Source organism: Motilimonas cestriensis (assembly GCF_021295315.1).
Classification (GTDB): domain Bacteria; phylum Pseudomonadota; class Gammaproteobacteria; order Enterobacterales; family CBDFNC01; genus Motilimonas; species Motilimonas cestriensis.
Genome location: NZ_JAIMJA010000007.1, coordinates 143,858 through 168,082, shown reverse-complemented (window position 1 = coordinate 168,082; position 24,225 = coordinate 143,858). Strand labels below are relative to the sequence as shown.

The following is a 24,225-nucleotide window of genomic DNA, read 5'->3' as shown; positions in this document are numbered from 1 at the left end:
AATGATAAAAGAAACTTTAACGTCACCAAACAATAATGCATTTAATACATTTTTACCTTTAAGAACAAAAGATAAACACTATAAATTTTGTTGGGATACAGTGTTGGGGTATTTCGTACATATTCTATATGGTAAGTCACTAATTACCGGAAATGTGGATGATTTTAAAAAGTTATGTAAGCAGAGGTTTTCAACAAAATTAGATGAATCGGAATTTTGGTATGTGCTAGAAAAAATGTATTTTGAAAAAGAAAATTTTTTTGAAATATCGCCAGAGCTTCTCATTTTTAAAGCGCTTAAAAATGAAGTAGACACAAATAGCAGAAAGTTAGGAGACATGTATGTTGGTCTATTAAATGGTTTAAGGCTAGAAAGCTCTTCAATCAATGACTTGAATTTTATAGAAAGAGAAATAAAATCTGAATTTGATAGTTTTTATGTATCAGGTAAAACAAAAGCATCCCAGAAGACAGAACCAGCCTATTTACCATTTTTAAGTGAACTGTTTAAAAAGGACTTAGACTTTTTAAATAAAAGACCTCACTACTTACTCAGTAACTTTAATTCTGTTATTCGCCTATATGGATTTTTATATATTTCGCAAATGGCGCTGAATATTAAAAACTGGGCTAGCGGTGCACCGACAAGCAAGCCCTGCTTTTTCATTGTTGATAATGAAAAGGCAAGCGACGAACGTTCACAAGTCAAAAATTTTGGTTATAGCCAGCTTCATGAATATCTAGAGTACCTATTTCCATACTTGTTTATGAATGAGGCTATACAAGTAAAAGGGGAAGTTAAACCCCTTTGGCAGCTATTTGAATCTATTAGCGAAATTGACGTTACTAAGCTGAATCAATTTGGTCATAATTTTGTAGAAGATCGAATGCAACGAAAATGGTACAACATTGAGCAAAGATGGTTAGATTCTAGCGATAAAAAAGAAGTATTAAACCAGTTACTTAGCTTATCACATGCTCAGTTCGATAATAAAAAAGGACGCTTAACTGAATATAACGACACCGTAGTTAAAGGAACGTTGGGTAACATTCTTGACCCATTTATTCAGCGCCGAGGACGCGCGGGACAAGTGCTTACGTTTAACCAAGATTACATAGTTCTACTGACAAACCTTGCTATTGGGGAGCGAGAAAGATTACGTTTTCACGAAATAATTAAAGAGTTTGAAGCGAGAGGTGTTTATTTTGATAAACAAAGCCAGCAATCATTAATCGGTTTTTATGAGCGAATGGGTAACGTGGAACGAATGAGTGATAGCGGAGATGCAGTATATGTTAGAAAAACAGTTTGAAGATTTTTTGGTTTATCACTTTAATATTTGGGCAGCTGAAGAATTAAAAGTTGGTTTTCGTTATCAGTTCACAAGTCCTGATAGTGATAAGGGTTTTGCACTATATCAAGCCTTCATGAAAATTACAGATAAGAGTGTGGTTATAAAAGGCATTGAGTTAAAGACAGTACAGTACGGCAATGTTGAATTAATTCCAGTATATGAAGGTGAAAACTTTACAGAGAATTATATTGCCCATTTACGTGATGTTGTATCAGCTATGGAGGGGGAAGCAAAAGGCACTGCTTTATTAATCATCCATAATTCTATGCTCGATACGTTAAAAAACTCGACCGAAGATGTTGCTCAGCCTGGCGTTGTTTGGGATCCAAAGAACATCAAACTATTGCTACATAAAGAAATAGATCAAACTAACGAAAAAGCGAGAGTTTCTGAGTGTTTACTTGATTATCATTTTGATGAAATAGTTGAGGACGAGGCCACTATGTTTGGCTTTGAAAAACTTTACTATGCAATTGCAGATGGTGACTTACAATTTCCAGAAATTGGATTACTCAAAGATGATCAGCTCACTAAGGAAGGTTGGGATCAGAAAGAAAGTATTACAGATAGGTTGAAAGAAAATAAAGCACTGAGCGAAAAACTTGATTTTATTACTCATCATTTTCCTAACGAACTACATGACAAACTTGCTGCTTTAGATTTTGGCGAAAAATTTATAAAAGAGCACTTCCCTGAAGGTAATATAGAAAAATACAAAGAAAGCCTAGATATTGGTGAATGTTTCACCGAGCAACAAAAAAACCGAACTAATCTGCTAGAGCTGGAAAGTGTTAAAGCTCCTTACATTGAGCTACTCGCCAGAGCAAAGTCAGAAAAAGGGGCTGGAATCAGAGAACAACACCTAATATTAATATTAGAGCCAGAACAGCATATATTTGAATTAGAGCTTTGTTTTATAAATCAAAAGTTAAAAGATAGTTCTTGTAAAGTACAACAAAATAAAGAACTTCCAAATATTGATTTAACGATTAAAAACCTAGGCGGAATAAGAAGTAGAGCTGTTCTTACAAGTAGTTTCGACGGGAAAGCTCGCTACTTTAACTTTCGTGTAAAAACCGAAAAACCAAAAGAAACTCATAATTTCAAAGTGTTAGTAATTAGTGGAAATGATTTTCACATAGACGGATTTAAGCACATATACTTAGTTGATCCTGTAAAACAATGGTTAACGTTGCAAACTGATGAGCAGTCATTACAAATAAGTAATTTAACAAATACCAGTATTCTGTCAGAAAATAATCAAGTGTTTGATTCGGATGCTGTAGGTATTGTTGATTTTAAAAAGCTAGCAACTGAATCGGATGAAATAAGCTTTATCGTACAAGGCTCGATTAGCCAATTAACATTTAATGTTGAAGGTGAAGTATCTACCGATACTTTGTCATTGCCTTTATTGTTAGACCAAGGGCGCTTTAATCATTTATTTAATGATGAATACTTCGGGCAATTCAACCGTAGTAAAAATAAAGTACTTATTGACGGGAAAGAAGTCGCACCTAAAGCTAAGCGGCTAACGCTATTGCAAAATGAAGCGGAGTTATTGGATAGCTTAACTTTAGCTAAGCTTACGAATGGCCATGATATTAAACTACAAGACTTAGAATCACATTATGCTGATTTATACTTTGCTTACCGGGATTTATTTGATTATTTAACACATAAAAAATCGTTGTTAAGTTTATCAGGCTGGGGTGTGAAAATTAGAGCGCTTGCCTTACAAATTGTTGAAATCTATCAAATCACTATTGATGAAATACCCTATGATGCGCCACTTTTAGATCAGCATAAGTTACTTGTGAATATTGGCTTTGCAGATTTTGATGAGCAAACATATATTACGCCATATCATCCACTAGTGCTTGCTTATAATTGCAACTTGGCAGACGTATTAAGTAAAGATAAAGAGGCAACAGGCAGCTTTAAAAAATTACCGCCAGTTACTATTCAGCGCTTAACTGCCCAAGGACTTTTACCATTCGTGTACGACCCTACGCATGATTTTTCGTATAACCACGCCGAAAAAGAGAATGTATTCTGGTCAAAACTTGTTCCACAACAAGAAAGTAGCTATGACTTTGTACGTACGCTTGTTAAAGACAAAGTAGGCAAGTTCACAACTGCCTTTAAACATTTATTTGTAGCCGGTAGTAAAACAACACTAATTATTAACTCTGTCAATAATCAGAAAAATAAAGAGCTATTTTTAGGCCTGATTGACTACATCAAACTCAAAAAAAATAAAGTTACCAATATTCATGTGAATTTATACGACGAAGCGCAGTGTTATACCTGGTTTGACAGATTTGCTGAAATGGCAAGCTATGATGACTTAAAAGAGCTCTGTGAGTTAAACAAAGGCGCTGCTCGCGAGCAGGCCGATAGCATCATTGATTTACTTAGAACGCGTTTAACGTACAGTAAATTCGAGCACGAAAAAGGCCAAAAAGAGCAGAACTATGCACACATGTCGTTCTTTAAAAATAACGAACGCGTGAAAGCAACCGATGTTGACATATTAAAACAAGAAACCGGTGTTGTATGTCATGGCTTAATGCCAGGTGAGTCAGCAGCAAACAAAAATGGTAGCTATTACACATCTTTTGGCCTAAAAGGCATTGATGTTGATAGTGCTCCACAGTTAAAGCTTATTGCAAAATATAGCGGACTAATCAAACCTGCAAAGAACTACTATGATGAATACAGCGGGTCTAGATCTCAAGCCCTCGTGGTTACTGAAAACTTTAAAAGGCTACTAGAGCGCTCCTACGAAAACTCAATATGGACTACAATAATTGATCCTAAAGTAACGTTAGATTTTTTTAAAGACCAGAAGAACATGGTGCTTATTCACTATTCCGATAATTACACAAACTCAGTTAATTACGATGCAATAACCGTAACTAAGCAAACAGATTTATACCACAAAGTACTCGAAAATGACGATGGCGGTATTATCGAGGAGTTTAATGCTTTTAATGGTGAATGGTTGTTAAACCTAGTCACGGCAAATGACAACGAACGAAAAGAAAAGCGAGGCATTATTTGTGCCTATAAATACGTAAATTGTTTAGTTGCAGACTCTGATATTACGTGGGTACCACTTTCTATTGCTGAGGTTATTCGCGTGGCAGGTAACTTAGGGTTAAATATGGCTGATAGCGACTTATCGCGTCATGCGCAAGGTTTTAAAAAAGGGGTCATTTCAGACGATATTCTATTTGTTGGTTTTAAAGACCAGAAAATGATTTTACTGCCTGTTGAAGTTAAAACAGGAAAGCGGCAAACGCACAGTAAAGGAGTTGAGCAAGCCAAAGAACTAAAGCAATATTTTGAAGCGCTCCTAGGGCAGAAAACGCTGGCAGGGCATTTATACCGTGGCTTATTCATGCGCCAAGTATTAATGCAAATTGATAAGTACAAACTTTATAAAGTTTATAAAGAGGGATACTTCAATAGCATTGAGCAACGCAGTGCGCAGTGGCTACAAGGCGATTATGAACTTGCAGAACTTGTAGGTTACCCAGCAGGCTTTTTATTTGTAAATGTGGAAGATCGCGACTTTACAAAAGCATCATTCTTAAAAGTGCACAACATACTCAAAGTAGAGCTACCAGCGGGCAATTTATCTCACTGGGTTAAAACCCCAATGCAGAATTTATTAGCCGATTTAACTCCTGCTAAATTACACCATATTGATGCGCAATATATTTTAACTAAAAGCGCAACAACGCAAAAAGTTGTACTTGAACAAAACGCCAAAGCTGACGAGCAAACTGAGCTTACAAAAACGCAAGGTACAAAAATTACCGCATTAGACGATATATCACCACCTAGTAGCAATAGTAAAAGTGCAGAGCAAACAAACCCTACAGAAGTTAAAGAGGCAAATACAAACAACTTAGATATGGTAGTAACAGCGGCACGTAAAAAAATGAGTGAGGGCGATTTAAGCGCTATCTATCAGCAAATTATCGATTGTTACTACAGCCATAACATTACGTTACTCAAACCCGATAATGTTGAACCTTATATTGAAGGCCCAGCCTCTATTTTATTTAGAGTTGGTTTAAACTTAGGTGACAAGCCTGAAAGCGTATTTGCCAAATCGCAATCACTTAAGCTCGCGTTAAAACTAGAGCAAGAGCAGGATGTGGGTTTTGGCATAGATAAAGGCTGCATTACGATTGATGTACCAAAAAGCCAAGAACAACGTTACTTTGTAGACCAAAATGACATTTGGCCAAACTGGCAGCGACCACAAAATGCGCTTGAGGTGCCGTTAGGTGAAGACCGTTTTGGCGATGTAATTAAACTTAATTTCTCATCCTCAAACTGCCCGCATTTACTTATTGGTGGTACAACAGGTAGCGGTAAGTCTGAAGCACTCAATACTATTTTATACGGCATGGTTGAGCATTACGCGCCAAGTGAACTAAAGTTGATGCTAATCGACCCTAAAGGGACTGAGCTCAACGATTTTGAACGTTACCCACATTTAATAGGGCGTATTGGTTTTGATGATGAAGATGCGCTTGAGTTATTAACTCAAGCTGTAGCTGAAATGCAATCACGCTATACGCAATTTAAAGCGGAAGGTGTTCGCTCCTTGCCAGACTACAACGCCAAAGTAACCCCTGAAGAGCGTATACCTTGGTGGGTTTTGGTGCTTGATGAATACGCCGATTTAACATCAGATAAAGACATGAAAAAGGATATTGAAGGTGAGCTTAGGCGCTTAGCTCAAAAAGCTCGTGCTGCCGGTATTCATTTAATTATTGCCACACAAAAACCCAGTGGCGATGTAATCAGCACAAACTTACGTTCTAATCTGCCTGCGCAGCTCGCACTGCGAGTTAAAAATGGTACTGAAAGCCGTGTAATACTCGATGAGCAAGGTGCAGAAGTACTTAACGGCAAAGGTGATGCTTACCTTAAATCAGAAGGTAAGCTCGTTAGAATTCAATGTGCAAGAGTTGTATTAGAATAATAAGGAATAACAATGAGTTTTGAACCAAGAGAGATTAATGCCGCCCGGTTATGTGTCGGTTTGGCTAACATTGGCTACAAGTCATATGCCGCGATAGAAGATATTATAGATAATTCAGTTGCTGCAGGGGCTGGGGAAATTAGGGTAATTATTGATGTACATGAAAATAAAACTCTCACTGAAAAGGGGAGTATTTCAAGAGTAAGAATTATTGATAATGGGAGAGGAATGGATAATGATTTAATACGCAAAGCCTTAGATATTGGTTCAGTAGTCGATTATGAAGAAAATAGTCTATCTAAATATGGTATGGGACTAAAAAGTGCAGGGCTTTCTTTAGGGGATAGAATAAAAGTATTTAGTGTTAAGAATGGTGTTTTTTCTGATTGTTTGACATTAGATATGGAAACAATTCGTGATAATGAGGAATATGGTGTACTTGTAACCGCTGTAAGTGATGGGCAAAAGCAGTTACTAATTGATTGTGATTATGGCACTGTTATAGATATTTCAGAGATAAATAACTATGATACAGTTAATACACTTAAAAAAAGATTGCTTGACCGTTTGGGTGTGATTTATTTTGAATACTTAAATGGGAGTACACAAGAACCCTTATCAATTTCTCTACAAATTAAAGATAAAAAGTTTGTTGTTGCTCCAAAAGATATAATGTTTAAAACTCAAAGTTTAGACAGATTTATAGAGTCAGATTATGATTGTAAAACCCCATGTAAACTATTAAGCGATGAAGCGCTATCTTTGCCCAATGCCCCCAAGGATGTTGCCCCAATCAAGTTGAATTTAACTGTTTTTCCCCAACAAAAGATGCATACATATGCAGGTTTTAAAAAAGAAGAAAGAGAATTAATTAAAGAATATAATGTTTCACTACCGAATTCAGGTTTTTTCATTTATAGGAATAATCGTCTGATTCGTTGGGGAGATAATTTAGGTATTGTAGACCGAGATCTCAGAACGTTACGTGGAAGAATAGATATCAGTACCGAGCATGATGAGCTTCTAAACGTTGATGTATCAAAACAAAACCTAGAGTTACCGGATGAATTTTTAGATGCTTTAAGTCTTAAGTGTCGAATACCAAAAGAGTATGCTAATAAAGCATTTAAGCTTTGCTCTTCTAAGTTTGAAGGAGCTGAAAATAATGAAGGTGCATCTGCTAGTGATAGTGTTATTGATATTGAAGAGGAAGATCCAAATACATACATTGAACAGGACGACCCTGCAGAAACGAAAAGACGAACTGATGAAATTATAAAGACAAATGGATCTATACAAGTTGACACTAATACTCCTTGTGATGATAACAACGATATTAGAATAAAAAAGATAGTCTACAGAGATTTTTTGTCCGTACCTAATTTGTGGGAGTCTAGGCTTGACCCTGATTACGGCACGATCGTACAAATCAATAAGTCGCATCCATTTTATCAGTTAGTACTTAAAAGTTTAAATGCTATAGATCCCAAGCGACAGGCTATAGAGTGCTTTATATACTGTTTAGCTGTAGGTGAGCTTAAAACAAAACAAAACTTAACAACTGTAGAATATGATGATACCAAAAGAGTTATGGATAGATACAACCAAATCGTGTCATGGAATTTACAAAATTGGACCGCACATAATCAAGATTTATTTGATTAATCATGAGTGGCTCAGGGATAGTTAAAGGTGGTTATTTTACACCACATGTATATTTTATTTTTGCTCATGATGTAATCTATATTGGAGAAACTCAGCATATTCCTGTTAGGCGTTGGAGTAGTCACTTAGATAAGTCAGGTAGCTTTACTAAAAAGTTAAACAATTATCTTGATGGTGGATGTATACAGCCATATTTGAATTCGTTGTCATTTTTTAGTATTTCTTGTTTTGAATTATTAAGAGATATGCAATCTGAATATTGTGGATATAGGATACCAACACAAGCTTTAGAGCATAAGTTGCATGAGATTGTTCAATCGAAAGGCATTTTTGGTAGCAATATAAGAGTAATATCTGAAACTAAAAAAACTGCACCGAGGAATTTTTTTCATTGGAAGGAAATCGAAGATATAGCAGAGTCATGTATAACTCGTATGCTATATCTGCGAAAGGAAGATAGCCCGTTTGTTTATCAGTTATGACAATTTTATTTCTTAGAAATTAAGTAACTAATCCCACGATTCAAATGCAACTTAACAAAATCACTAAAGTGCACGCCTTCTAGGTGTGTACTTTGTTTTTGATAAGCTTCTCTCAGCACGGCTAAATATACATCAGCATATTCGCCTGCAAACACCTTCCAGCTCATTTCAACGTTACTGTCTGAGGGGATTTCTTCAACAGGCGGTATTGAATCTTCAGCGAGCGACATACACAGCGCCCAGCGGCACAGTACGTTCCAGTTTTCGATGCCTGTTTTACTTTTAAGGCGAACGAGCTGCTGCTTTTGTTTTTCAGAGAGCTTAATCGAGTCAATTGTATGGAGTGTGGTATTCATTAAAAGTACCCCTCAGTAAAGGTTGAGGTTTGTTCTTTCTCGTTGTAACTAATGTGATATTCACGGCAAATAGCATGCTTTAATTGCGTGTAGTATTGCCCTGTTATTTCTTCATCGGTCGATAATAAAATCACTTGGCTTGACGCTTTAGGAAAGTAGTTATTAATAAGCTTAGTGCGGTGTTTTCCATCTAAGCGACCAAGTGGTGTATCGATAACGGTTGGGATTTCTTTACCTGATGCTTCTGCTAATCCCCATAAAATAGCGATAGCCAGTAACTGCCTTTCACCGGCCGAAAAGCGGCTTGTCGTCATAGGGTTATTATTGGTATCAAGCAACGTAAGCCTGAACGAATCTGGGCAAATTTTAACACCGGTAATTAAGTTGGCTTTACGGGAAAGATCAAAAAACTTAGTCGCAATGTGCTTTTCAAGCCCTGTTACATTTTCACGTATTAACTCATCTGCAAATGACTTCATGGTATTTTTAAGTTTACCAATATGTTCAGCTACTTGAATGGAGCGTTTTTGCTCAAAAGTGTCTTTATTTTGTTTTGTTAGCAGATTTGAATAGCGAGTATTTAATACTTCAGCTCTTGCTTCGGCTTGTTGCAGTAGCTGCTGCTTTTGTTTGATCAATACAACATCGTTTTTTAGCTCTGCTTCTAGCTCTGCTAGCTCACTTAAAAGGTGTTGAACGGTCTCATAGTCGGGGATCGCTTCAAGCTTCTTCTCAAATAAGGCTTGTTGCTCTAACAATTGTTCTTTGTGCACTAAAAGCGTGTTTCGTGTTCTTGTGTCTAGACTTAATTTTTCATCCAGGCCGTCAAATATATTTATATTGGCACCAATGTAACATTCTGTACTTGCAAGCTCTTCACGCTCATGTGCCATAGCAGCCATGGTTGCTTCTAATGCGCTTAAAGCCTCTTGAGTTACATTTTCGTTTCTGAGTGTTTGCTTTATCTTAGATTCATATTCATTAATGGCATTTTTGATAACAGTTGCCTGAGTGGCTTGCTCTTCTTTCAACACCTGTTTTTTTGTAGCACTGATTAGGTTTTTGATTAAACCCAGCGGCCCACACCCGGCGTCAAGCTTTACACGCTCAGTGATATTAGTCTTTATTTTTTCTTCAATGGCACCTAATTCGAATTTTAATGTATCGCGCTCTTCTATTAAGTGTGCTCCTGCATGACGTATTTTTTGACGAGATTTATTTATTTTAATGTTTGTATCAGATGCGTGATTTTCTAAAGTCGCAATGTCTTTTTTAAGTGAGGACACAATAGTTGATTGTTCTCCTATTTCTGCCTCTAAGGTTGCTACTTTTGATATAACACTACTGTCAAGGTTGTCACTCTGACGCTTACGCTCTACATTATTTAAATCAATTTGTAGTTGTGTTAACAGGTCTAAGCCTAGAAGGTTCTCAATGCCTGTTTTTATTAAGTCTGCACTGCGATCTTGATGGGCTAAATTTTCAATCTTTTCACCGTCAAAAAAGAACAGATCAGATAAGCTTAGTGGTATAAACTCACTTACGAATTCATCCCAATATTGCGTTAGGTGAGGGTCTTCTTTTTGATTGCAAAATACAGTTACGTAATCTTTTACTTCTTTGTTATTGATATTCCAATTCCGAATGATTTTAAACTCATTGGTGTCTGTTTCAGTGGTATGGTCAAAGACAAGGGTTAGCTCAACAATCTCGTTGTCTGGTGCATGCCTGTTTTTTGAACTCGCTAAAAATTTACTATAAGATTGGTGCCCGCGGTTTGAACACTTTGCATGTTTTCCGTATAGAACGAGCTGAAGAGCATCGAGAAAAGTTGTTTTACCGCCACCATTTAAACCACCAAATAGAACGATAGGTTTGTTGGCCGTCGTTCTTAAATCTATGATGTGGTGACCTTTGTAGATACCAAAGTTTTCTATTTCAAGGCGTTTAATTATCATCTTGTACCTCTTCGAAATCGATAATCATTGAGCTATAGCCTTGCTCTTTGATCGACTTTGTTACCATGATGATTTTGTCATTAATGGTCTTTTTGTCGTCGTCACTTAAATTCGGTGAGTTATTTAACTGAATTTGCAAACGATGACGCTCACGCTCTAATGCAAATTTCTTTGCTTCAAACAGGTTATTAAATGCGCCTTTGTCTAACGTTTTGGCTAGTTCTTCAGACAGTTTGGCTCTGCGTAATTGGTTTCTATGTTTGTTTGCAATACTCAAAACTGCGCACATTTGCTGATAGAGTAGGCCGTCTTCATCGCCTTCTTTTTCACAATGCGATTTCAGTTTCGTTAATACATCCAAGTTTAAAATTGGGTGATGTGCGCGTTTCTTCCCAGGATAAGTTCGTTTGAGTATTTTCTCATATATTTTAGGTACACTGTCTTCGACTTCATGCTTCTCATCTAGCCAAATTCTTCTAATTTCTTCGAGGTCTTCCAGTGGAAGTAACTCAAGATCTTTAACTTCAGCCGGTCCTAATTGCTGGACCGCTTGCTGCGCTTCAAGTACTTTTCCTAATAAGTGTTCACGAAATGATTGGATATAAGGTCCAGGTACTAAATCCGCGCCATGTTTTGATATATGTACGGTGAGATTGCCATTCATGCGTCTAAAATCACGGTTGGCCTTATCACGTGTTAGCTTCTCAATCTTTTTGCTACGATTTGCATCGTTAACTTCAATCTCATTGCGCAGAGCGACTAATGGGTACATCCACTCTTTTTCTTCGTCGTTTGAGATCATTGCGTTCATTGACTTGTCTTCGGACACCATAGTGCAAACATAACAACCAAAACGGCTATCGCCACAGCTCTGCGTAGACTTGTCGACGACCAGCGGGCATTCACCGCCGTCTGTTGCACCTTGATACATACCCATCAGATCTTGATTGGGAAAGTTCCATGGGTTTTCAACACTGTTTAAATACACCCAAACATCATCATTACTCCAGCTAGCAATAGGCGTATAGACCCACACTCGTTCGAGTGAGCCATTTTCTGTTAGCCCTAATGCTTTACGGGTGTTAGATGCTGAATTCTCAAAACGATCCATACTGGCAGCACGCGCTGTACTTTCGGCTTTACGCGTACCAAGTACCAAAATGGCTTCACCACTTTTATCCGCCATATTTTGTATAAAGGTATTGGAGGGGGATATTTTGAGGCGATCTGTGCACCATCGAAATTTATAGCGAGGAGCAGGGTAACCTTTCCCGATTAAATTGACCCAAAATCTATCTTTAACTGCAGGGGTTAAACGATGTGGCACGATGGGGAGTTTTTGCTCATTAGCTTGCTCTTTCATCCGCTCTAACGATTTTCCTACCCACATTGCGACAATTGGATTTTCTACTAATGTGTCAGTACTTATAACATGTACTTTTTTTCCGCATTTTTTTTCTTGCTGAAGTTCCTGTAACGCATACCAAATTAATTGCAGTATCGCGGTTGAGTCCTTACCGCCACTGTAGCCAATGACCCAAGGTATTGAGTCGCTTTGATATAACATCTTTATGTGTTCGATACTTTGACGGATCGTGTTTTTTAAACCACTTCTGTCAAATGCCGAATGGAACTGTACTTCATTATCAGTAGCCATTTCGTTCCTCTACAAATGATTTCTCTGCCACTTGTTCTTTATCGGTAAGTGGAATATTCAGATATGATTTAATTTTTATGCAAGTTAGCTCGGCTGCCTTTCGTGTATTTGTCATTGTTTTATTAACGACACACCGACCTGCCCAGTCGGGATTATTGCGGCTCCAATTTATCTGCTCAAAACCTTTTAATACTTCTCGCCAGTTGAGGTCATTTTTTAGTAAGTCGCGCCCTAATAAGCCGAATGCATGAAATGTAACGGCATGTGCATGTATTGCTTCATCACGGAACTCGCCACCCGATGCTTTATCGTTGCAAACTAATTGCCATGCTGGCATGTTTTTAATTACTTCATGCCAAAACTCTCCCGCAATAGGGATTAAAGACTCGTAATTGCTTTTTGTTATGCTTCCAAGTAAATATTTTGTGGCTTTATTGATAGCACTATGGCTTATTAGTTTTTTTGAGCGCGCCCCTAAATTGCTTTTTTCCATGTGTACGAGTTTTGTTAACTGTTCACTTCGAAATATAACGGTCTTCGACAGGATCGCATCGGGCTTGTCGTCGTAAGTAATACTCAAAGAGCTATCTGTTTTAACCGGATATAAATTGAGGTCTTTGAATATACGTTGGCGCTCTTCAAGCGATTTGTTAGTGAAGAAGACCACTGAAATAGTCTCGTCCGCAAGTGTCGGATCCGCTTGAAGCGCTTCCAAGATTGCTGCATTTCGATGCTGACCATCAGTAATGTATATTTCTGCATCTTCATCAATAATGAGAGTGCCAATTTTTTGTTCATGTTTGGCACTGCCTATCGCAACAAACTCGCTAATACCATCAATACAGGCAGTTAGCGCGGAGAAAACATACTTGTCTCTGCTTTCTAAGATGTAATTGGTGATATCAGGAATGCGTTCTTCATTTATAATGCGTTGTGCTCGTTGATCTACTGGAAGTTGTCCTTCATCTAATGTAAATATTTTACTGAGCCTTTTTAGTGGGCACATTACGATGTAATATTCTGTTTTTGCTTGAGTTCCCCTGATGGCGGGGAACGATGTTCCTGATACAATTTGGTTCATTATCTTCTTAAATCGTTTTATAGTTCTTGTTCGTGATTTTTTAGTTTGTTCGTGATTTTTTAGTTTGTTCGTACGAACTTTTAGCGTGCGTATTCTACTTGAATTCTTTGTTAGTGTCTCGCTGTTAGTGTGAGTTTAATCGGGGTTTTTTATGACACTTTATCTAGATATGAATGCTACCACACCAGTACTTCCAGAAGTTGCTGATTTAGTTTTGAAAATGTTCACTGAGCAATATGGCAATGCTGGAAGTCGTACTCATGAATTTGGGCTAAGTGCTAAGAGAGCTGTTGAAAAAGCGCGAAAACAAGTTGCGGATGTTGCAGGAGCAGATAAATCTGAGGTGATCTTCACGAGCGGAGCTACTGAAAGCAATAATATTGCCATTTTAGGTCTGAAAGAATATGGCAATGAAGTATCAAAACGGCACATCATAACAACTCGTATTGAGCATAAAGCGGTACTTGAGCCGATAGAGCAGCTAGTAAACCAAGGGTTTGAGGTAAGCTATATTGAAGTCGATGAATCTGGCTTAGTTGACCCTGCATCATTAAAGTCTCTTTTGCGGGAAGATACTTTACTGGTGTCGATTATGCATGTGAATAACGAAACAGGGTGTATTCAGCCACTTGTTGAGCTTTGTGAGATTCTAGCCGAACATGACGCCTATTTTCATGTCGATGCGGCGCAAAGCTTTGGCAAATTGAGTATGGATCTGAATCACAGCCGCATCGATATGATAAGTGCAAGCGGACATAAAGTGTACGCTCCCAATGGTATTGGAGCTCTTATTATACGAAAGCGTGGATTTATGCGTCCTCCTTTGAAGCCGATATTATTTGGGGGAGGACAAGAAAAAACCCTAAGGCCAGGCACGCTAGCCGCACCATTGATCGCTGGGTTTGGGTTGGCTTGCGAAATTGCTGTTAAAAATTCAGATACTTGGCAAGCTCATGCTATGAAGTTGAAGAACGAGCTTATAGAAGATCTCGATAAGATTGGAGCGCAATATAATGGGGCAAACACTTCACCCTACGTACTGAATTTTTCTATACCTGGCGTCAACTCGGAAGCTGCGATGGTTATGCTTAAAGGACTCGTTGCGGTTTCCAATGGCTCAGCGTGTACTTCTTCAAGTTACACCCCGTCACACGTGTTAACTGCTATGAAGCTAGACTCTAAGCGTATCGAAGGCGCGTTAAGAGCATCTTGGAGCCATCAAACTGATTTTATTCCTTCAAAGCAGATTGTTGAGAAGTTAAGCCAATTATTATGAATATAAAAAGAACAATTGTTGAGGCTGCTGAAGAAGCATTAAAGATTTTGGCTGCTCCATCTAACCCGAAGCAAGTATATGCGAAAATAATGGAACGCTCATTATACAAGTTTGGTGCTAAAGACCCTTTGTCAGTTTTACGAATTCAAATGGAAAGGCACTGCGATAGTACAAGCTGGGGTTCAGGAGCCAAACGTAAGCTATTTTCAAAAAATGAAGATGGGTTGTTTTACTTACTAGATTGTCATGTGAATGTGAGCGCATCAGTACCGGAAAGTGTTGACAACCTTGAGCTCGTTAAAAAATTAGCAAATAAATTAAAGCAAGATACGATCTTAAGGATAATTGATCATCTATATACTTTAGAACCTGAAGAGTTTGAGTTTTTTTGTCTTAGGTTTCTAGAACGATATGGCTTTGAAGATATGCAGATTACGCAGAGAGGGCGTGACGGTGGCATTGACGTTTATGGGACTTTGGAAGTCGGAATCTCTCCGTTGCATGTTGCTGCACAATGTAAGCGTTATAAAAAGGGTAACAAAGTCTCTCGTCCTGAAATAGATCAATTCCGCGGGGCTATACAGGGTGATTATCAACAAGGTATTTTCATTACGACTAGCACATTTACTCAAGATGCCCAAGATGTGGCTTTTAAGCGCGGTTGTGTACCTATTGTATTGATCGACGGTGAAACTTTAGCTGAGATTATGATCGATAGAGGGATAGGCGTGACTACCAGCCATATTCCAATTTATGATTTTGAGATAGATTTTGTTTGAACCAGTTGATTTTCAGGGTTGCGGATATTAGTAATTAGGGAGTAATTATTGACCTTTTTAAAATGCTTGTTCAATAGTTGTTCGTACTCAATCCTAGGCATATTTGTATCTATGTCAGTAGATATCTGTAGGAGTTTAGCTAAGCGTTTATCAAAACGTGACTGCTTTAAATAAAGATGATGCTCAGGAGCCAGATAATTTCCTTTGCATAAAAGTGGCGGCTGCCTTAGTGGCTCAACATAATCAAAAAAGTCGATGTCTTGCTCCATCATTTTCACCTTGATGCGCTCAACCAAGAATGGCACTGCACTGTTTTCAAAATCGTCATAAATCATAAAGCTGACTTTGCCTGAGGTTATGTGGATTTTGACCAAATCAATAGGCTCTAATTCGCCATACAGTTGTGCGGCTGCGCCAACATAAACACGAAGAATTGCGGGTAACATAACTAGCCATTGTTTATGTAAGATCAGCGAATGACCTTGGTTTAATACGCTTGCTGGTAGGGTTTTGTGTGCTGCGATGCAGGCCTCTTCAATAAGCTCGGTATTGGCGATAGAAAATAGCAGTGCTTTTGCTTCTTCATGTGCTTGCTGGTATTGGGTGAAGAAGTATTTTGCGTCACGTTTAAGCTCATCGGGTAGGCTGACATAGGTTTTTCGTTTATCAAATTGGCTGAGCGCGAAATAGACCAGTAGGTCTTCCCGCTTTAGTGCCTGTGCTTGTTGAAATTCATTAGCATCAAAATAACTCTCAGCCAGTTTAAAGGCTTTTCTTGGTGAGCCTGCGAGATGCTTGAGCTGGTCACTTTGGCTAAATTCTGGAGCAGCTGGGATACGACCTAGTTGTAGGCAATGTAACCAATAATCTTCAAATAGTGGCAGGTTGGTAGTAATGAGTAACCGTGCTTGAGTTTCACTGACTGGTGTTGGTGTTGTGAGTTGTTGCCATTGGTGATGGCGGCGATGTCTTTTGGTTAGAAAGCGTTGTTCTTCTATTTTGTCTCTAAATAAGTAGAAAATACCGGGTGCAACGGCGATAGGGACTTCATCAACAACTCGTTCGAGGTAATGCTTTAATTCACTTTGATCAAAGTATTTTTGAAAGGTATTACGGGAAGTGATTACCCCATCTTTATATGCTTTGAATTGTGATGTTGTTTGTTCATTGCCTAGCATGGCCGATACGACCAATAATTTCTCAGTCAGCTCCCATGCACTCAGTAGAGCAGCAATTCGTTCGTCTTGATCTTCAATAACATTTATAACAAATCCTAAATTCACGATATCGGATTTAACTCGTTCATCTTCAGGTCTAAAGTTAGGGTCCCAGCCAAGAGCGTCAATTCCATGTGCTTCTAGTTCGCGCAGATCGTCGCCACGCCCACAGCCGTAATCAAATACGGTATATTCACCACTCAGGTAGCCATGCTTGGCCAGTTGTTTCATTGGCGCAGACAATTCGTGGCGCACAATGGCAGTTTTCTCTCTCTCTATACCGGTTTTTTCTTCTTGCTGCTGCCCTGAAGCGTTAGGAAATAGGCGGCCATCGATTAAGTGGTAGCCTTTCTTTTCTATTAAGCGTAACCAAGTTTGCTGAAACCCAATAAGCCGCGGCTTTTCATATAGGCCTGCTTGCTCGCCTTCTTCGGTGATGCTTTTGAATGTGTTGTAGCATTCATGTTCCGGTGAAATCATGGTTTCTTTGCGGTGCAAAATTGGCGGGTTATCTTGCTGCTGATATTGGGTGATGCGATGGCTCAGTTTCTCTAAATCGATTGTGATGGCGGTTTTAAGTGCGGGGTAAGACTCGTTAAAAAAATCAGGGTAGTGGAGTAATGACAACCGAAAGGTATTTTTAGCTAATTTGACCAAGTCCCATTCTTGCTCGTTAATTTTGAGCGCTGTTGCAACGGCGTAGATAAATTTATTAAGCTTATCCGGTGCATACTCCAATGCGCTTTTATGAAGGTAGATGGCATCAGGCAAGACTTTTTTATAGGGAACTTGCTTTACTAATTGTTTGAATTCGGTTGCGTTTAGCATAGTGTGCCCCTGTCTGAGAGATAGAGCAATGCTATTGCGATTTCAGGTTTATTGGTAGGTTTTTGCTGGCCTAATGTGACCTGCAACCAATGCGCGATAACGCTTGCTGACGTTCACTGCCGCACAGGCAGCTTAGTAAAAGATTTTGATTGGTTTGTATTGTTGGTAAGACTAAATGCTGCTCCATCATTTTAATGTGTTTTCTGTACCTACGCCCTACAGGGTTGAACCTCCTACCTTGGTTTTGATGTTCTGAATATGAATCTTATCCGTCTGCTTGGTCTCAGGCAGGCGGTAAAACTGTAGTCTGCCAAGGCAAAATTGAACGCGATTAAGGCTAATGGTTTTTTCAACTCTGGCGTTTAGGCAATTTGGCAGGTCCTTGACATATATAACCCCGCTTGGCATGGCCGTTTTAAAGCTGGCTGTGCCTGAAAAAACCACCAACGAATGGATATCTTGGCGGGGTAAAAATTCAAAAAGGGCTTCAATAGCCTTAATGTGTTTGTAGTTTTGCCGAATCGGATTTTGAAATCTCGTTTTCGCCCGGTACAACACTTGTGTCCACTTAGCTGATTTTTGTTCGCCAAAGATCCAGCCGCTGTAATCTTTGGTTTCTATCACTAGCACGCCAAATTGAGAGAGGAGTAAGTGATCAATTTGTGTGGTGGTGCCGTCTTTTAACTTCAACGTAACGTTGTTTACCAGCACTTCTGTTTCGGGGTTAATATGCTGGTTGATGATGCCTGCGACTTTTCTTTCACTTGCACTGATTCGATAGCTGGCGTGAGATTTGCCTAGCAAATAGGCAAAGACAATCGCCACACAAGTGAAAGCTAACCACATGTAATACTTTTCCTTTAATGCGCTAACCCAATGTTAGTTAACGGGCTAAGCGGTTTTCGCTGCTTGTTTGTCTTGTTGATAAATCAAGGTAGTGGTTTCACAGTCACTGCAATTTACTGAGTAGTCATCACGTTTTTTCGCCACCTTGGTATTTTTGCTATTACACGCGGGGCAGGGCATTTTCATTGCTGTGTTGGTTTCACACACGCCACAAATCACGTAGTAGCCATACTTGCCAAAGGCGGCGGTGAGTTGCGCAGTGGCGCCGCATTTTTTGCATTTGACCCGCTTAGTTGCATTGTCGTTATTGGTTACTGCTGGTAGCGGTTTAGGCTCGGCTTTCGCAGGAAAGGTAACGGCTTTTGCCACGCTTTTATTGCTGTTGTTTATCGCTGGCTGAGGTGGGGCTATTTGCTCATTGGCCGCGGGTTCATTTTGCTCTGAAATGATGGCTTCCGTTGGTGTAGCCATGGCCAATTCTGTTGTCTCAGGGGGAGTCTGTTCACTGCCTTTTTGTGTATCCCCCTGATGTTGGCTTAACAAAAACGCTTTGATAGCTTGCATGTCTTCGCCGCTGAACTCTGGACGGGTAGTGGGTTTAAGTGCTTTAAAAATACCGCTTGGCAAGTCCATTATTTGCTTGAGTTTGTCGACGACAAATTCAGATTTAACCACCTGTTTTTCAAGTTTTGCAGGCATGTCGCCTCGGTCGATAATGGCATTACTTGAGATAGCACAGATGTTGTCCCAGCAACGGCCACCAAAGCTTTGTTGCACTTTACCAAATAGCATTTTAGGCAAGATGTTTTGTTTGTGATCGTGCAGGAGTTGCCGTAGCAGGTGTTGTTGTAGCTCGACTTGTTTAATGGGCGAGCGCATGCCCGACCAGTTGCCTTTGTAGCTGCGCTGCCATTCGCTGTGTTGATTAACTTTTACGTGGCCAGTGATGCTTTTTGATTCGATGAGTACAAAGCCATAGGGGTATAACACCAAGTGATCAATTTGCGCGTTTTCACCTTGGTGATGTAGCTTGAGATCGTTAAATATCATTATGTTAGGGCTGTCGCTGAAGGCTCGCTTTAGGAAAAAGGCGACGTCTTGCTCTTGTTTAATGCCCGCTTTTACTTTGATGCTATTAGTGGTTTGGTTGTCTTTGTCTTTACAAATCAAGGCGCACCTCACAGGTGATATAAAGTTGATATATCGATATTAAGGTTTTGCAACGGTTTTTAAAATTAGTTTTGTGTTTAGTTGTGAGTTGAGTGGGGATGAGTGAGATTTGCTAGTGATATTTCAATGTTGTGGGGCCTGAGCTTGCTCAGGCAATTTGTGATGTTCCTACGCGGGCGAAAAGGTGATGTTGAGGGTAGTAACGGCCTTGCCATTGGCAAGGCCGTTATGGGGTTAAAATTGGCGCACTCTAGGTAACAGCTCCATGATGATTTGGTTGGTGTTGTTATACATGTCATAGTGGGCATCTATTTCAGCTTGCGACAAGTCAAGATAGTAGATGGCTTTGGTAATTTCATAACCCAACGATTTATAGGTGGCAGGTATTGCGCCTAAGCTATACACCGTATCGAGGTAGTTAATGGGGTCTATTTGTTTACCCATTAGGTTATCTTCCATGATGACTGGCACGATCCCCGACTCAATTAACTTAATGGTTGCGCCAATTAATTCACTTTTAGACACTACGCCTGAAATGATGGCTTGTGTTTTTCCTTCTGCCTGCATGCCCGTTATAGCTTGTTTGATATTTCGCACGTTTTGCAAATTATCGGGTTGGACTAGGTTCACGCTATACGGTTTGTTGTTACCAGATATATGGAAGGTTGCTACACCCATGGCTGGCGCCATCACATAGCTGGTGTATTCGCTCGATTGGCGCATGCGGTAGTCGACAGCCGATTTATTGTCATGCTCTGCTTTACTGATACTCACTTCGTCTTGGTTAAAATGCAACGTTGCCATTTGCTGGCGATCAGGTTGAAACAAGTTGTAGCGCGGTTTGATATTGTAGCGCGGACTTAAGGTTAACTTGTCGTCACCATTGATAGCGGCGATAAGTTGGTCTGTTTTGGCTAATTTTACCCCGGCTTGTTGTAAGCGTTTAAAGGTTGGCCGAGTGTAAAGCTCGGAAGAAAACACTGCGTCACTGGCCAGGTATACGTCAAAGCCCATTTTGCGTAGCCCCAATACTGTTTGCATCACGCACACATCGGTTTCGGCGCCAGCCACAATGATTTGATGAATACCTTGCTCCCTTAGCTTTTGCATGCCCGCTTTAACGTCTTGCTCTGTGGTTGAGTTAAAGTAAGACTTGAAATAGCGCTTGGTGTTGGCTGGTAGCTCTTGTGCAACTTTTTCAATATAGGGTGAGTGGTCTTCAGGGTAGCCTTCATAGGTTATATGGGTGGATAAATTTTTATTGGCCGCGGCTTTGGTGAGCGCAACAATATTGTCAATTTGCTGATCGGTTTGATAATAATTGTTTTCAGGGGGTCTTGGCATATCGGGGTAGTAAATATTTGCCCAATAATCGGGCGAATTGGGTATGTAGCCTTGCTGGGCGTCTATCACCAATAAAGCGGTATTATGACGTTTGAAGTCAGCAAATACGTCTGTTTTCACGTAGTGTAATTGCTGGTTGTAGCTGTGTTTGTCTGTGATTTTTTGCGCGTTGGTAACCTGGTCTGCGCTAGCACTGTGGGCTGAGGTAATCACACTTCCAGACAGTAATGCACTGCAGATCAATGTATAGGTTTGGTTCTTCATATTTTCTCCTTGAACGATAAGTAAATCCATTTCGCGAAAATATGATGAATAAAAACAACAACTAAGGCGTTCAGTCTTATAAAACTGTACCTTTTACTTAAAACAAATTTGCTCCACATCACATTTATTATGGTTTTTTTGCTTACGGTAATAAGAGGGAGTGACTCCGGTTTCTTTTTTAAATACCGCATTAAAGGTTGCTTTGCTGCTAAATCCATTGGCAAGGGCAATTTCTAAAATGGTTTGCTGTTGTAATTGGGCATCCAACAACTGCGCTTTGATAGCCTTAATTCGATATTTGTTTACAAAATCTGAAAAGTGACTCTGGTAATGGTCGTTTACTACTTGGCTAACATAGTGGGGCGCAATGCCTATTTCGTCTGCCACTTCGGCCAGTGATAAGCGCGACCTTTTAAAAGCGCCTTGTGACATTAAGTTATCCAGTTGTGTGGCTATTAATATCTGTTGGTCTTGATCTAGCCGTGTGTGTTGATACTTCTCTTTCGTTGTAACGGGCTGATCGGTGGGTGTTGTTAATGTGCTGTATTGGGGCGGGGTGGTTATCGCCGTTTGCCTTTCTAACTCGTTAAATGTGTTTGGCTGCAGTGGGTATTTTAGCTCCGCTGTTGGTTTGAGTTGAAAATATGACAGGCTTAACCAAGCCAGAAAATTTACCCACAGCACGGCTGGTAAGTAGCTGGCCAGAAAGAGCAGCGGCAGCGATAAAGGAAGCCGCTCCATACCAAATATAACGGCGCACCACATTGCTAAATGAACCAATCGAATGGAGATAAGCCAGCGATAAATGATTGCTTGCACTTGGTTTCGTCGCCAAATTACGCAAGCGAACGCGAGCAGAACATAAACATAAGGGTGCCACAATAAACCGCCTAACCACTGAATGGTTTCTGGACTGTAACTGACCCATTCGCCAGCAGAGAGGTAGTTGTTTACTCGTTCCATGCGCGTTGCACTTGGCATCGACAGCGCTTCGGGCAGGGTTAATGCTACGTAGCCAGCAGCGGGTAAAAAGTGCAATAAATGCCATTTTGATAGCGGCTTGTTGGATGTTAGCTTCAAGATCCAAAGCAATAACAGGGGTCCATAGGTAATATCGAACGAGAACCAATAACCTAACCATTGCGTCCAATTGGTCAAAAATCCCATGTAAAGCAGGCCTTTACTGGCAACTTCGATGCTAAAGCAGCCAAGCCATGCCGCTAAGTAATATTGCTGTTGACGGTAGATAGAAAACGCAGAAAAAGCGGCTTGTATTGCTCCCATTAGAATGAGTGTGCATACCACCGCCCCTGCACTGATTGATTCATCCATAAACTAACCAGTTAAGATTTAAGAAGTGCTGATTATTTGTGCCCTTATGCTTGCCTGCAATCATAATAGGGCGAGGGTGTGATCTCAGTTGGGTGATTGGCTTGTAATACACGCTGGCATTAAACAGGGTTGGTTAGAAGTTCAACTTAAATGAGCACAAGTAACATTAGATTGTTACGCGCGCTGCTTCGCGGCTTAAAAGCCGCTCCTACCAAGTTAAGCAATGTTGTGGGAGATGTATTTATACCGCGAATAGTGCGCGCGCTGCTTAGTGGCTTAAAAGCCGTTTTTTGTATGCTGAACTTGTTGATTTGTGTCTTTTGTAGGACCTGAGCTTGCTCAGGGAATGTGTGATATTCGCAGAGCAAGCTCTGCGCCTACATGGGATGTTTAAAGCTGACCCGCTTGGCTGTTAACGCGTTAGCTGATACAAATTACCGCTGTCAGTAACAAAATAGATGTCGCCTGCAGGGCTGGTTTCGATGTCTCTAATACGCTCGTTTAAATCTCCCAAGAGGCGTTGTTCATCTACTGCCTCACCGGCTTGGTTAAGTGTGACCACGTTAATGTGCATGAGTTTGAGCGCGCCAGCGAGTAGTTTGCCATTAAGCTCAGGAAATTTGTCACCGCGATATAGCACTAAGCTGCCGGGGGCGATGGAGGGCACATACACTTTAACGGGTGATTCTATGCCTTGTTTCTCTTTGGCTTCTCCCACGCTGATGGGGCCCCAGTATTCTTTGCCGTGTGAGGTGATGGGCCAGCCGTAGTTAGCACCTTTTTTGATCAGGTTAATTTCGTCACCGCCACGTGGGCCGTGTTCAATCGACCAGAGCTGGTTGGTTTGGCTATCAAAAAATAGCCCTTGTGGATTGCGATGGCCGTAGCTCCAAATTTCGTTGCGTACCTTGTTGTTATTGAGAAACGGGTTGTCTGACGGCACTTGGCCGGGGGGCGTTAAGCGTAAAATGCTGCCAGCGTGGGTCTGGGTGTTTTGGCCGTTGTCACGCACGCCGCGATCGCCTATTGAAAAATACACGCTGTTGTTGTCAAAGGTAATTCGGCTGCCAAAGTGGCGTCCGGTGTCACTGCGTGATTGGGTGACGAGTATATCTTGCCAGTGGTTGAGTTTGCCGTTTTCATATTTAGCGGATGCAAGGGTAGTAGCACCTTGGCCGTTGATGTCTTTGCTGTAGGTGAAATACACGGCGTTTTCAGCAAAAGGAGATTTGGCGATATCGAGTAAGCCTCCTTGGCCTTTTGCCGACACGTTAGGCACTTGAAATAAGGTTTGATGTTGGCCAGTTTTGAGGTTGAGTTGTTTAATTGCTCCGCCGCGCTCGGTGATGAGTAGGGTGCTTTCGTTTATGTAGGTGACTCCCCAAGGCAGAGTTAGGCCGTCGGCCATTTTTTTCGCCTGCCAAGCGTAAGCGTTATTGGTGGTTAGGGTAGTGAGCATGATTGCGCTTGTTAAGAAATATACTAGGCGCAGGGTTTTGCTAGAGGCAAATGATGTAGGTAATAGCAACGTGTTAGATAAGGTCATAAATTCACCTGCTTATGTTGTTTACGTTTAACCATATCATTTAGGCTAAATAGTGCAATTTA

At 40.2% G+C, this 24,225-nt stretch carries 16 protein-coding genes; 6 read left to right on the top strand and 10 right to left on the bottom strand.

Annotated elements, in window-relative coordinates; genetic code table 11:
- Window position 1 precedes the first annotated feature (1 nt).
- From dptG to K6Y31_RS08860, 4 genes are read left to right on the top strand one after another with little or no spacing between them, the layout of a single operon-like run.
- Window positions 2-1,312, top strand: a complete 1,311-nt coding sequence (gene dptG, locus K6Y31_RS08875; RefSeq protein WP_233052434.1) for a DNA phosphorothioation-dependent restriction protein DptG — start codon at window positions 2-4, stop codon at window positions 1,310-1,312.
- Window positions 1,293-6,362: a DNA phosphorothioation-dependent restriction protein DptH gene (dptH, locus tag K6Y31_RS08870; protein WP_233052433.1), complete on the top strand. Its 5,070-nt coding sequence runs from the start codon at window positions 1,293-1,295 to the stop codon at window positions 6,360-6,362. Before dptG ends, dptH begins: the two co-directional genes overlap by 20 nt.
- Before the next feature lie 12 nt (window positions 6,363-6,374).
- On the top strand, window positions 6,375-8,027 hold the full coding sequence (locus K6Y31_RS08865) for an ATP-binding protein (protein ID WP_233052432.1): 1,653 nt from the start codon (window positions 6,375-6,377) through the stop codon (window positions 8,025-8,027).
- 2 nt (window positions 8,028-8,029) lie between these two features.
- Window positions 8,030-8,509, top strand: a complete 480-nt coding sequence (locus K6Y31_RS08860) for a hypothetical protein (protein WP_233052431.1) — start codon at window positions 8,030-8,032, stop codon at window positions 8,507-8,509.
- Window positions 8,510-8,514: 5 nt separating this feature from the next.
- On the opposite strand, the gene dndE is transcribed toward K6Y31_RS08860, so the two are convergent.
- From dndE to dndB, 4 genes are read right to left on the bottom strand one after another with little or no spacing between them, the layout of a single operon-like run.
- A complete protein-coding gene (dndE, locus tag K6Y31_RS08855; RefSeq protein WP_233052430.1) occupies window positions 8,515-8,865 on the bottom strand; it encodes a DNA sulfur modification protein DndE in 351 nt (116 codons plus the stop codon).
- Window positions 8,865-10,823, bottom strand: a complete 1,959-nt coding sequence (dndD, locus tag K6Y31_RS08850) for a DNA sulfur modification protein DndD (protein WP_233052429.1) — start codon at window positions 10,821-10,823, stop codon at window positions 8,865-8,867. The genes dndE and dndD overlap by 1 nt, the downstream gene beginning before the upstream one ends.
- Window positions 10,813-12,480, bottom strand: coding sequence for a DNA phosphorothioation system sulfurtransferase DndC (dndC, locus tag K6Y31_RS08845; RefSeq protein WP_233052428.1), 1,668 nt, complete (start codon window positions 12,478-12,480; stop codon window positions 10,813-10,815). Before dndC ends, dndD begins: the two co-directional genes overlap by 11 nt.
- A complete protein-coding gene (gene dndB, locus K6Y31_RS08840) occupies window positions 12,470-13,561 on the bottom strand; it encodes a DNA sulfur modification protein DndB (protein WP_233052427.1) in 1,092 nt (363 codons plus the stop codon). Before dndB ends, dndC begins: the two co-directional genes overlap by 11 nt.
- Window positions 13,562-13,712: 151 nt before the next feature.
- On the opposite strand from dndB, the gene dndA reads away from it, so the two are divergent.
- Both dndA and K6Y31_RS08830 read left to right on the top strand, forming a co-directional pair.
- Complete coding sequence (gene dndA / locus K6Y31_RS08835) at window positions 13,713-14,837, top strand: cysteine desulfurase DndA (RefSeq protein ID WP_233052426.1); 1,125 nt, start codon at window positions 13,713-13,715, stop codon at window positions 14,835-14,837.
- Window positions 14,834-15,616, top strand: a complete 783-nt coding sequence (locus K6Y31_RS08830) for a restriction endonuclease (RefSeq protein ID WP_233052425.1) — start codon at window positions 14,834-14,836, stop codon at window positions 15,614-15,616. Before dndA ends, K6Y31_RS08830 begins: the two co-directional genes overlap by 4 nt.
- Here K6Y31_RS08830 and K6Y31_RS08825 read toward each other — a convergent pair.
- The 6 genes from K6Y31_RS08825 to K6Y31_RS08800 all read right to left on the bottom strand — a co-directional run bounded on the left by K6Y31_RS08825 (window position 15,589) and on the right by K6Y31_RS08800 (window position 24,163).
- Complete coding sequence (locus K6Y31_RS08825) at window positions 15,589-17,661, bottom strand: DNA phosphorothioation-associated putative methyltransferase (RefSeq protein WP_233052424.1); 2,073 nt, start codon at window positions 17,659-17,661, stop codon at window positions 15,589-15,591. The two genes, K6Y31_RS08830 and K6Y31_RS08825, sit on opposite strands and share 28 nt — an antisense overlap.
- A 216-nt stretch (window positions 17,662-17,877) precedes the next feature.
- Window positions 17,878-18,507, bottom strand: a complete 630-nt coding sequence (locus tag K6Y31_RS08820; protein WP_233052423.1) for a nuclease-related domain-containing protein — start codon at window positions 18,505-18,507, stop codon at window positions 17,878-17,880.
- A gap of 45 nt (window positions 18,508-18,552) precedes the next feature.
- Window positions 18,553-19,677, bottom strand: coding sequence for a nuclease-related domain-containing protein (locus K6Y31_RS08815; protein WP_233052422.1), 1,125 nt, complete (start codon window positions 19,675-19,677; stop codon window positions 18,553-18,555).
- A gap of 234 nt (window positions 19,678-19,911) precedes the next feature.
- Window positions 19,912-21,285: an isochorismatase family protein gene (locus K6Y31_RS08810; protein WP_233052421.1), complete on the bottom strand. Its 1,374-nt coding sequence runs from the start codon at window positions 21,283-21,285 to the stop codon at window positions 19,912-19,914.
- Window positions 21,286-21,378: 93 nt separating this feature from the next.
- Window positions 21,379-22,617 carry a helix-turn-helix domain-containing protein gene (locus K6Y31_RS08805; protein ID WP_233052420.1) on the bottom strand — a complete coding sequence of 413 codons (1,239 nt, stop codon included), beginning with the start codon at window positions 22,615-22,617 and terminating at the stop codon, window positions 21,379-21,381.
- Between the two features lie 412 nt (window positions 22,618-23,029).
- Window positions 23,030-24,163, bottom strand: coding sequence for a PQQ-dependent sugar dehydrogenase (locus tag K6Y31_RS08800; RefSeq protein ID WP_233052419.1), 1,134 nt, complete (start codon window positions 24,161-24,163; stop codon window positions 23,030-23,032).
- Window positions 24,164-24,225 lie beyond the last annotated feature (62 nt).